The organism is Bacteroides sp. CAG:189 (assembly GCF_000432295.1).
Lineage (GTDB): Bacteria > Bacteroidota > Bacteroidia > Bacteroidales > Bacteroidaceae > Bacteroides > Bacteroides salyersiae.
The window spans coordinates 40,715-52,527 of record NZ_HF991071.1; the positions used below are offsets into that span (position 1 = coordinate 40,715).

12 protein-coding genes are annotated in these 11,813 nt (G+C 39.8%); 6 read left to right on the plus strand and 6 right to left on the minus strand.

Features of this window, described 5'->3' with window-relative positions; translation table 11 throughout:
• Window positions 1-20: 20 nt before the first annotated feature.
• From QVP90_RS09790 to QVP90_RS09815, 6 genes are all read left to right on the plus strand, one after another.
• Window positions 21-1,070 carry an asparaginase gene (locus tag QVP90_RS09790; protein WP_025819600.1) on the plus strand — a complete coding sequence of 350 codons (1,050 nt, stop codon included), beginning with the start codon at window positions 21-23 and terminating at the stop codon, window positions 1,068-1,070.
• 823 nt (window positions 1,071-1,893) lie between these two features.
• Entirely contained in the window at window positions 1,894-4,194 is a 2,301-nt protein-coding gene (locus QVP90_RS09795; RefSeq protein WP_005923366.1) for an LruC domain-containing protein, read from the plus strand.
• 223 nt (window positions 4,195-4,417) lie between these two features.
• Complete coding sequence (locus QVP90_RS09800) at window positions 4,418-4,783, plus strand: response regulator (protein WP_005923369.1); 366 nt, start codon at window positions 4,418-4,420, stop codon at window positions 4,781-4,783.
• Between the two features lie 8 nt (window positions 4,784-4,791).
• On the plus strand, window positions 4,792-5,946 hold the full coding sequence (locus QVP90_RS09805) for a sugar transferase (protein WP_005923373.1): 1,155 nt from the start codon (window positions 4,792-4,794) through the stop codon (window positions 5,944-5,946).
• Between the two features lie 13 nt (window positions 5,947-5,959).
• Window positions 5,960-6,850, plus strand: coding sequence for a hypothetical protein (locus tag QVP90_RS09810; RefSeq protein WP_021936305.1), 891 nt, complete (start codon window positions 5,960-5,962; stop codon window positions 6,848-6,850).
• Window positions 6,851-6,869: 19 nt separating this feature from the next.
• Entirely contained in the window at window positions 6,870-7,496 is a 627-nt protein-coding gene (locus QVP90_RS09815; RefSeq protein ID WP_021936306.1) for an acyltransferase, read from the plus strand.
• 183 nt (window positions 7,497-7,679) lie between these two features.
• Here the strand turns inward: QVP90_RS09815 and QVP90_RS09820 are convergent, their stop codons facing one another.
• From QVP90_RS09820 to QVP90_RS09845, 6 genes are all read right to left on the minus strand, one after another.
• The gene (locus QVP90_RS09820) at window positions 7,680-8,756 is read right to left on the minus strand and encodes a hypothetical protein (RefSeq protein ID WP_021936307.1); all 1,077 of its coding nucleotides are present in this window, start codon (window positions 8,754-8,756) and stop codon (window positions 7,680-7,682) included.
• Between the two features lie 11 nt (window positions 8,757-8,767).
• Window positions 8,768-9,166 carry a hypothetical protein gene (locus QVP90_RS09825; protein WP_021936308.1) on the minus strand — a complete coding sequence of 133 codons (399 nt, stop codon included), beginning with the start codon at window positions 9,164-9,166 and terminating at the stop codon, window positions 8,768-8,770.
• A complete protein-coding gene (locus QVP90_RS09830; protein WP_021936309.1) occupies window positions 9,163-9,726 on the minus strand; it encodes an RNA polymerase sigma factor in 564 nt (187 codons plus the stop codon). The genes QVP90_RS09825 and QVP90_RS09830 overlap by 4 nt, the downstream gene beginning before the upstream one ends.
• Before the next feature lie 129 nt (window positions 9,727-9,855).
• On the minus strand, window positions 9,856-10,119 hold the full coding sequence (locus QVP90_RS09835; RefSeq protein WP_005923388.1) for a YtxH domain-containing protein: 264 nt from the start codon (window positions 10,117-10,119) through the stop codon (window positions 9,856-9,858).
• 48 nt (window positions 10,120-10,167) lie between these two features.
• On the minus strand, window positions 10,168-10,413 hold the full coding sequence (locus QVP90_RS09840) for a GlsB/YeaQ/YmgE family stress response membrane protein (RefSeq protein ID WP_007480498.1): 246 nt from the start codon (window positions 10,411-10,413) through the stop codon (window positions 10,168-10,170).
• 159 nt (window positions 10,414-10,572) lie between these two features.
• Window positions 10,573-11,813, minus strand: a 1,241-nt coding sequence (locus tag QVP90_RS09845) for an ABC-F family ATP-binding cassette domain-containing protein (RefSeq protein ID WP_288204228.1), incomplete at its 5' end; no start/stop codon positions are given.

Consider the following 11,813-nt stretch of genomic DNA (forward strand, 5'->3'; position numbering starts at 1 on the left):
TTAACAAGAAAGCCACAAATATGATAGCCAATTACCCTTCCGTTTTGTTAATATATACCGGAGGAACTATCGGAATGATAGAAAACCCGGAGACCGGTGCTTTGGAAAATTTTGACTTCGACCATCTGTTAAAACACGTCCCCGAGCTAAAACGCTTTAATTACCGAATCTCCTCTTATCAATTCGATCCTCCTATCGACTCTTCGGATATGGAACCCCTCTACTGGGCCAAACTTGTGAAAATCATCAACTACAATTACGATTACTTCGATGGTTTTGTCATTTTGCATGGAACGGATACAATGGCTTACACAGCTTCGGCATTGAGCTTCATGCTCGAAAATCTAAGTAAACCGGTTATTCTTACAGGTTCTCAACTCCCTATAGGAACATTACGAACCGATGGAAAGGAGAATCTGATAACGGCAATTGAAATAGCAGCTGCCAAAAATGCAAACGGCACAGCAATGGTTCCGGAAGTATGCATCTTCTTTGAAAACCATCTGATGCGTGGAAACCGTACAACCAAAATTAATGCTGAAAATTTCAATGCTTTCCGCTCTTTCAATTATCCGGCGTTAGCACGTGTCGGAATCCATATCAAATATGAACCTAACCTTATTCACAAACCGGACCCGACAAAAGCCTTAAAGCCACATTACCTGTTTGATACCAATGTGGTAATATTAACCCTTTTTCCCGGCATACAAGAAAGCATTATCACCTCCTTACTCCATGTAGAAGGACTGAAAGCCGTAGTATTAAAGACATTCGGTTCGGGCAATGCCCCGCAAAAGCCTTGGTTCATAGAGCAACTGAAAGCAGCTACCGAACGAGGAATCATTATTGTTAATATTACCCAATGCTCTTCGGGAGCCGTAGAAATGGAACGTTATGAAACAGGTATTCAGCTACTACAAGCCGGTGTCATCAGTGGCTACGACAGCACACCGGAATGTGCTGTAACAAAACTAATGTTTCTACTCGGACACGGTTTAAGCAATAAAGAAATCAGATATAAAATGAACTCCTGCCTGATTGGAGAAATAACAAAACCTAATCAACAATGAAATAGCGTTATAACAAGGCAACATTAATGGCTATTGTATCAGAATAGCTACCTAAAAAGAGTATTCATAACAAAAATATTCAAGAAAGCCGTATCCCTATTTTAAATAGTAAATACATACGGTTATTTACATTTGTGTTAACATTATTAATTCTCTATCTTTAAACCGATTCCCTGTATATTCAAATACACATCTCAACAAAACAATATCATAAGCCCCTTCATCAACCTAAAAATTATATTCAACATCACACAAAGCACATACTTTTACAAAATAAGCAAACGCAATTTATATTTCATTTATCATCCTATCAGATTTACAGAAAGACGCTAAAGGCTAACCAATTTATAATCAACAAAAACACTATACAATCTACAAATAACACCATAATCCTGATACAAACCGTCAAATTACAGACAATCCCAATTATTTTACACACAAGCATCTTATATAACTTTCTTCACAAAAAATCAAAATACAACCCAAATATCGTATAGCAAACGAGTGTCCATCCTATTCATTCTCATTTTACAAATACACACAACACAAAATAGACAGAATATACAATTATAGAAATAATAAAAGAAATAACAGATACTGCAATTAAATCATATTTTATTAATAAACAAATAGTTACATTCAACACACAGATCACAATAAAAAGTTGCAATATCCATCCAACAACCATTTAAAAGATGTTAATAAAAACACTTTTCCTCTCACAACACGTTAGTATATTATAAATTAATAGATACCTTTGTGACCAATAACAAACTAAGACTTGTTATCTATTTAATAGTAATAACAGAGCAAGCAATTAATTATGAAATTCAATCTTTGCAAGTCAAGTACTGTTTCACTCCTTGTGGGAGCAGTCGCATTTACCAGTTGTGTAGATAATGACAAAAATCTCTTTGATGTGGAAAAAACCAAAGAACTTTATCAGAGTTCTTTTCCTGTACAAAACATCGATCCAAGTATGGATTGGAAAACGACTCAAGGCGTTAATGTATCCGTCAGTGTGAATGAGGATATGGGAACTAATTACAAAGTGCAATTGTTCGACGCCAACCCATTAAATAAAAACAGCAATGCCAGACTCTTAGCAGAAGGATACGCCAATCAAGATATGAAACTTGAAACAACGATGGATTGTCCGACTGCCTTAACTACCGTCTTCGTTGCCCGAGTAGACAACAAAGGACGTTACATCGTAAAACCGGCAAACATCAGTAATGGAAGAGTTGCAGTTGCTTTTGGTAACGGCAATACCATCGTTTCCCGGGCTACCCGTTCTGTGGACTTCACAGTCCCCACAATGGAAGCGCCTTATAGCGAACAGGAAATAGCAAGCAAATTGCAAGAAGCTACCGAAATTCAGCAAGATTGGAATCTGGGAGCTATGCAAAATTGGGATAAAAACAAATACGAAGGCTATGATATATTCAATACACCGAATAATCAACCACGTTTTTTCAAAATAACCTCTCCTTGCACCGATATATTATATTCTTCGGGAAGCGCCACCATTAAAGTAATAGTGGCAACCAAGTTAACTTTGACTAAAACACCCGATTTATCAGGTCACGTAGAACTAATCGTCGTTGCAGGAGGTGAAATTGTCATATCCGATGGATTAAAATTAAGCCGTACATCCCAAATAACCGTATTAGGCGATGGGAAAATAACAGGAGAAAAGCTTGAACTCACCAATGTAGGTTCTGCAAATCCCAATTACAATGCAGGAACCATCGAATTGGACAAGTTCACAATGAGCGAACCTAACGGACTGATTTATAATTGCGGTACATTCAAAGTCGACAATCTGGATATAAGAAATAACACCACTAAATTAGTCAACCAAGGAAAAGCCTATATCGAAGAAACACATACCCGTTGTACAATTGAAAACGGCTGTTACCTTGAAGTCGAAGATTTTGACGGTGTTCTCAGATTAGGTGAATTATCTTCTGCTACCATTGAAACTTACAATAAAAACAGAGGTGACAACCCGGATTTGACATTAGGCAAAAATTCCATATTGAATATTGAAAAAGCATATTTGACAGAAGAACACTTCCACGGCCCTTCAAACGGATATGCATTGGTAAAAATCGAAGAGGTCGAACAGTTAAACAACTTCCAGTCAGCAGGTAACATCTATTATGAAATAAAGGAATTTGATGATGACATCAGTACAGAAAAATGGATGGACCGTTTCTACGATGCGCTGAAAAACTCAGAAGGAACAATCTCTAAGTTCGGAGAGTCTCCTATCACAATCCCTGCCGGAGATTGCACAGGAGAAGGTAATACTCCGAACGAAAGCGGTGAAGAAATCGAAGTGAATCCGATGAACTATACCTACGCATTCGAAGACAATTATCCTTCAGCAGGCGACTACGACTTTAACGATATCGTGTTGAATGTTTCAACTGAGTATACAAAAGAAAAATCTACAAACGCAATAAAGTCTATACAGTATAACATCACATTAAGTGCTGTTGGAGCAACCAAACAATTAGGAGCTGCCTTACGCTTGGTAGACGTTAATAAAAGTGCTATTGCAAGCGTTTCATTTGACGGCAGAACAGAGATGCGTTCGACATTGGCTAATTCCATGTTCGAAAACAGTGCAATAGAAAGTAACGGCAACGAAGTTGTCATACCTCTCTTTGGAGATGCGCACCAAGTATATGGATTCGGTGGAAATTCACGACCGATGCTTAATACCGACCAGCAACGGACCAATGAAGTTTATACCCTGAAAGTAATCATTACACTTACCGATCAAAGTAAAACAGCACCGGTTTTGACCAAAGACAATCTTGATTTCTTTATAGCATACTCTATGGGTAACCAAAGTCCGAGAACTGAAATCCACCTATACGAGTTCAGAAAATACGGTGCTACCGCTAATGGCAATGTACATAAAGAAAATCTGGATGCTGCCGGTAATCTGACTTGGGGAATTTCCGTACCGGAATTTAAGTACCCGACAGAGATGACCAAGATCACCGACGCTTATCCACAATTTGAAGCATGGGCACAAAATCATACAAGTAACTTAGATTGGTACAAGTATCCTACTGATAAAACTGATAAGAAATATATCTTTGAATAATCCGAGAGTCTTTCTTAAAAAATAAAATAAAAGCCGGAATTAAAACTTACCGGCTTTTATTTTGTCCCAAATAACAGACTTTATATAAAAATGGGCAAATTACTCTATTTTATAGAGCGCAGTTATTAAAATAATATATATATTTGCACGGATTGAGAAAGGGAATCGTGTATTAATCGTAATATTAACGAAGCAAACAAAGTAAAAAGGTTCGATTACTGATATGAAAAAAAAGATATTACTCATCGATGATAAAGCATCCATAGCCAAAGTAGTTTCGATCTACTTAGGTAAAGAATATGATTTCACATATTGCGAAAACCCAATAAAAGCCATTGAATGGTTACACGAAGGAAACATGCCGGATCTTATTATTTCAGATATACGTATGCCGGAAATGATGGGAGATGAATTTCTACTTTACATGAAACATAACGAATTATTCAAATCGATACCTATCATTATGCTTTCAAGTGAAGAAAGCACAACCGAACGGATCAGATTATTGGAAGAAGGTGCAGCCGATTATATTCTAAAACCCTTTAATCCTCTTGAGCTTAAAGTCCGCATAAAAAAAATCATTGACTAAGATTCCCTATGTTACATCTTGTCTATATCGGAAGATACGAAAGAACTATCGAACATTTTTCAAAACAGGTAAAAGAATCATTCTACCATGTATTGACATATGCCAAAGCTACAAAAATTATAGACAAGATACGGGAGAAATACGATATTATCATATTATTCGAACAAACTGACATACAGAAAGACATCCTGGACATCGAATATCTACGGAAGAAATATCCCGGAATATACATGGTACTTGTGATGGATTCACTCACCAAGGAGGAGAGCCTGCAATATTTGAAAGCCGGAATCAATAATACAATACCATTCGAAGCTCCTCAAGAAGCCATCGAAAGCTTGATCAATTTTCAGAAACGTAGAAAGCAGCAAAAAATAAAAGATATTCAAAAAAAAGGAGAGAACATACAAACGTTTAAACTCCCCGTCTGGAAAAGATGCTTCGATATCGTTTCTTCCGGTTTTGCACTGATTATCTTGTCCCCTTTGTTGATCATTACCGCCATAGCGATCCGCATGGAAAGCAAAGGGGCAGTCATCTACAAATCCAAACGTGTAGGAAGCAATTATCAGATATTCGACTTTCTGAAATTCCGCTCTATGTACACAAACGCCGATAAGCACCTTAAAGATTATAATTCATTAAATCAATACCAGACAGATAGCATAGAAGAGGATATCATCTGGGAAGAGACACCCGATTTCGAAGAAAATGAAAATGAAATCGTTTTAATCTCCGATGATTTCGTGATTTCTGAAGAAGCGTATATTAATAAAAAAACACAGGAGCAGAAAAATGCGTTCGTCAAATTGGAAAACGACCCCCGTATTACACGGATAGGACGTATCATCCGCAAATATAGTATCGATGAACTACCTCAGCTTATCAATATTCTGAAAGGAGACATGTCCGTCGTAGGCAATCGTCCCCTTCCTCTTTACGAGGCAGAATTACTGACCAGCGACGAATACATCGACCGTTTCATGGCTCCTGCCGGATTAACAGGACTTTGGCAAGTTGAGAAACGGGGGAATTCTGGAAAGATGTCAGCAGACGAACGTAAACAATTAGATATTAAATATGCAAAAACATTCTCTTTCTGGCTGGATATGAAAATTATCCTGAAAACCGTGACAGCATTTATCCAAAAAGAGAATGTATAATATGTATGTCTGAATGATAGCCCCCCTTTTTCATATCGCAAATGATTTCTTTTTCTTCTGTATTATATTATCCGGTATATATCTGTTTATTTTTGCCCTGATAGCGTTATTCAGACATTCCGGTAAATATCCTGCAACAGAAAAAAAATATCGTTTTGCCTTATTAGTTCCCCTGCAAACTCATATTGAAGATTTAAAATATCCGAAAGAGTTATATACTGTCATTACATACAACGATCCCGTTTTAGCCGTCAGAGAACTTGATGAAAACCAATATGACATTGCAGTGATACTGGGAGAAACCACTCATGTTTCCCCGCTTTTGCTACAAGATATCAATGATGCATATGATGCAGGCGTAATGGCTATGCAGTTGCATCACATTATCGAACACCGGCCCACCGGAAAGATTCGCCGGAAAGCCATTCGTGAAGAGATCAGAAACTCAATCTACAGACAAGGGCATGTGCAGGCAGGCCTTTCTTCCGCACTCGAAAAAACAGATATTGCCATAGACGCCAAATGGCTAAAGCAAAATCTGAAAAGTCCGAAAAGCAATCTTGAAAGCAGACTCCTAATGCAGAATATTTTCATAGAATATCTGCACTATGCACATGTATACAGTGATTCTCCCCGTCCACTTCCCTATTCCATGTCCAAATGGAAGGCACTATCCAAACTTCCGGTAACACTGCTTGCAGGAAACTGGGATTATGCCGACAAACTGTTCCGACAATTGGTTCCCTCCTGGAGAGTCTTGTTCTTGATTTGCAGCATTTGGTGCATCATCGCCACATGCTACGCCTGGACTCTCTCTTTAAGATGGTGGTTCTTATTATTCGGCCTACTGTTTACCCTATGCCTGGCCATCCCCGACTACTTGATAGAAAAGAAAAAGAAATAACCCTAAAGTCTTCAATGATATGAATATCGGAAAACTTAAAAATAACATCAAGCAACATGCAGGCTTAAAGAAAGCCGTACACCGATTTATTATGCACCCGGTAAAAACAAGACCTAATTGGTGGATCCGATTATTCTACTTCACTTATCTGAAACGAGGAAAAGGCTCGGTGATTTACCGTAGTGTACGTAAAGATCTCCCCCCCTTCCGCCGTTTTTCATTAGGAAGATACTCGGTTGTAGAGGATTTCTCATGCCTCAATAATGCCGTGGGAGATTTAACTATCGGGGATTATACCCGTATCGGATTGGGTAATACTATCATAGGACCGGTACAAATAGGCAACCACGTCAATCTGGCACAAAACGTAACCGTCACCGGATTAAATCATAATTATGCAGACGTCGACAAACCGATTGACGAGCAAGGGGTGACTACCCTACCGGTCATCATCGAAGACGATGTATGGGTAGGCGCGAATGCTGTAATACTGCCGGGCGTCACGCTTGGCAAGCACTGCGTTGTAGCTGCCGGCAGTGTAGTCAGCCGTCCGATACCGGCTTACACAGTATGTGCCGGAAGCCCCGCACGTGTCATCAAACGTTATGATCCGGTAACCAAAGAATGGAAAAAAGAACAAAAGTAACTATATATAGTTAGAGGAGCTATGTAATATACCTTATTCAAGGGATTGTGCCACTGCCTGGAACGCCCTATCTTTGCAGTATCAGAATTTAATTAATTAGTCATAATTTTATTACGTAGCCACATTTAAGTAAAATGAAACAGTGTCCTGTCGAAGTGATTTCGCCAGGATTTTGTTTTATTTCTACTTTCGGTAAGCTCTCCACGAAAGCCAGAAAGCAAATAAAATAGCCAATAGCGTGGCAGCAAATGCCCAATAGTTAGGAATACGTGATTCTGCTGCAAGTTCATAATCGCCTGCCAAAAGGCGAAAAGCATCTACCTTCCAGATTACAGCCGAGTCTCCCTGTTGAAACATCGCATTAGAAGCAATCACTTTTCCCGGCATAATCAATTCATTCCGCATCGTATATCCGAACAATTCCACTATCCGCCCACGGTCTTCAGCCATCTTGTCGATATCCTTCTCATTGGCTTTATATACATTCGAGAAATATTTCGTTTGCCATAAATCATTTAAAAAGTCACATACTTCTTCCGGAGTACTCTCCTTCTCTTTCTTAGAAACATACTTGCTATAAATATCTTCCTTAGATTCTTGCAAACGCCGTATATAAGACGTATCACCTTGCAGGGATGTAAAATGCGCCACGACTTCAAAACTGATTTCATACTGACTACGATTATACCATTCCCAAAACTTATTTTCAATATCATCCAGCCGATTATTCAATTCAATACCGTTCCATCCGGCAAAAGCATTCTCATCACCGCGAAACCAGATCTGCCGTTCTTCGTCACTAAAATATCGGTCCAAAGGTACAGGACCTTTATCCGGGAGTTCCGAATAAATAGCTTTGTATGAATAATAGGTATAGAACCAACGGAACTTCTTCTCTAAAATTTCCTGCGGAACAGCTAAGGGAGCAGCATATTCTTTTGTATCCGATACCTCGAAATACTCCCCGGACATTCCCGGAATATCCCGGCATACTTTTACATTCAGTTCCTGTTCGTTTCCCCAAAAATTAAATTTGATTGAAGAGCCCAATCCAACCAACTGCCAAGTATCAGAATCTATCTGAAACAAAAACGGGTTTTCTGCCCTGTCACCCGCCAGAAAAGCAGAATCGCCATAAGCATACACCTCTCTATACAGGCTGCCATCCGTTTTTACACGGGAAACCATACGGTAAGAAGTTTGACACGAAGCCATACTGAACAGGATAACGATTGCCGCTATTAAATTATTTGTCTTCATACTATATCTGTTTAATCTGTTTTATTCATAATTTCCGACATGCGCTTTTGTTTCTGCTGCTTATGCTTTATATAGCGGACAGAGCAGTAATTCCCCTTTTCCATAAGGCTCATCTTTTTCCAGTTTTCCGGCAAGGAGAAAGAGGTACATTGCCAAGCGCTGTATTCCTTTTCTGCCCCATCAGAGAAAGAGGGAAAGAAGGTCTCACCTAAAAGCAAACACAACCATACTGCGGCAACTGTTCCCAAGACCCAACTTCTAATTATAAAATTCCGCTTTTTCCTCTTTGAAACCGTTTGGCTTATCCTCTGTACAATAGCGGAGGTCAAGTCTTCCGGATGGTCCAATACCGGTTGCCCGCTTCTTATTCCAGACAACCATTCTTCATAACGCTTATCTTCCTGTCTCATAAATCGGGGTCTGTTTGATTCATTTTATTTCGTATATTCTTACGTGCCAGATAAAGATTCGTCTTGATCTTCCCGGCAGAAAGCCCGGTTATCTGCCGCACCTCCTCCACTTCAAGTTCTTCTACATCCCGCAACATAAAAACCAACCTCTGCCGGGGAGTAAGTTCATCCGTATATTTCAGAATGAGTTCCTTCAATTGTTTATTAGACACATTTCTTTCAATATTATCTCCGGATGCCATATCGATAGAAGTCGAAGCATCCGAACTGTTATCCAAAGGCGAATGCCGCATCGAGCGTAACCGGTCATAGCAGGTATTACAAGTTATCTTGTAGAGCCAAGTGGAAAAACGGCATTCTCCGTTATATTGTCCCAATGACAGCCACACCTTCACAAACGTCTCCTGCACCATATCTCTGGCCTCGTCTTCATTGCACAATAACCGGAAAGCAAGCCGGAATACAAGCGGTTGAAATTCGGAAACCAAAAGAGCAAAGGCGGCCGTGTCCTCTTGTCTGCTCTTATCTACAAGTACTTGTATTCTTTCCTGCTCCATCATTATAACATCTTGTTTATAATATGATACGTAACAAAACGTATCCGGTCGATTGTGAAGTACCAAATATACAAAAAAAATCCCCGGACAAATAATTTTATCCGGGGAGAACATATATAATTAAGGTACGGCTTACTGGCCTACCTCACTCAATTTCTCTTTCACATCATTGGCTTTATCGGCAACTTTACCGGCTACTTTCACACCCGCCTTCACAGCTTTTGCCTTGGCATCCTCCATTGCAGTTTCCGCATCTGCCTCTATTTCTCGAAGAGCATTGAACACATCATTTTTCAGTTTCTTAGCTTTTGCAGTGCGCGAAAAATGATAAACCAGCGCACCAATAGCAGAACCGATCCCGAGTCCTACTAAAAATTTAGTACTTCCACATTCCATAATCAAATCAATTTATGTTAGTTAATATAATAAATGTATCGCAAAAAATTAGCGGGAATGACTGAATAATGAAGCAATCCACAGAAACAAGATGGCACCCACAACGGAAGTTATCAAACTGCCGATGATGCCTGTTGCCGCAAGTCCGAGCAGAGAAAACACCCAACCGCCCAACACACCACCGATTATCCCCAAAACAAGATTAACCAGCAGACCAAAGCCACCGCCTCTTGTTATTTTACCGGCCACATAGCCGGCTATTATTCCTATCAGAATATACCAGATAAAGTTCATAATATTCTTTTTTGTATGTTTATACGATAGGAACACATCTGTTCGGAGAAAGGTTCGGAACAACAAAAGGGAATTAACGAGAATTTAGAGTAAGACATAAAAAAACAGTGTAGAAGTTTCCTTCTACACTGCCCTATCTCTTATAAAAATAAGAAAATCTTATTTATTATTACCGTACATTCTTGCCCGCAACTCTTTAATATGATCCGAAGTGATATATTCGTCATACTCCATCATCTTATCGATAATGCCATTAGGAGTCAACTCTATCACACGGTTTGCCACGGTCTGAATAAATTCATGGTCATGTGACGAAAACAGGATATTGCCCTTGTAAGTCTTCAAATTATTGTTGAATGCCTGAATAGATTCCAAATCGAGATGATTGGTCGGTGTATCCAAAATAAGACAGTTGGCATTGCGAAGCTGCATACGGGCAATCATGCAACGCATCTTTTCACCTCCCGAAAGCACACTTACTTTCTTCAGCACCTCTTCACCCGAGAATAACATACGTCCCAAGAAACCTTTCATATACACCTCATTTCCTTCACCATACTGGCTCAACCAGTCTACCAGATTCAAGTCAGTATTAAAGAAACCGGTATTGTCCAATGGCAGATAAGCGGTAGTGATAGTCACTCCCCAGTTAAAACTTCCGGCATCAGGTTTCATATTCCCATTAATAATCTCGAAGAATGCAGTCATAGCACGCGGATCACGTGACAGAAATACAATCTTATCCCCCTTCTCCACATTGAAGTTCACGTCGTTGAACAGCACCACTCCCTCTTCGGTCTTCTTGCTCAGTCCGGAAACTTCCAAAATCTGATTACCCGGTTCGCGTTCGGGCGTAAAGATAATGCCCGGATATTTGCGTGAAGAAGGTTTAATCTCTTCCACGTTCAGTTTCTCCAACATCTTCTTACGGCTTGTAGTCTGCTTACTCTTTGCCACATTGGCACTAAACCGGCGGATAAACTCTTCCAATTCCTTCTTCTTCTCCTCAGCTTTCGCCTTTTGGTTCTGCTGCTGACGAAGTGCCAACTGGCTCGATTCATACCAGAAACTATAGTTACCTGCAAACATATTGATCTTTCCATAATCGATATCGACCGTATGCGTACATACAGAGTCGAGGAAGTGACGGTCGTGACTAACCACCAGCACGGTATGTTCAAAGTTCGACAGGTAATCTTCAAGCCACATCACGGTTTCCATATCCAAGTCATTGGTAGGTTCGTCCAGCAACAGATTGTCCGGATTACCGTAAAGCGCCTGCGCCAACATCACGCGTACCTTTTCCTTACCGCTCAATTCACCCATCAGTGTATAGTGCTTGTCTTCCTTCACTCCCAGGCCACTGAGCAACATGGCGGCATCACTTTCGGCATTCCAAC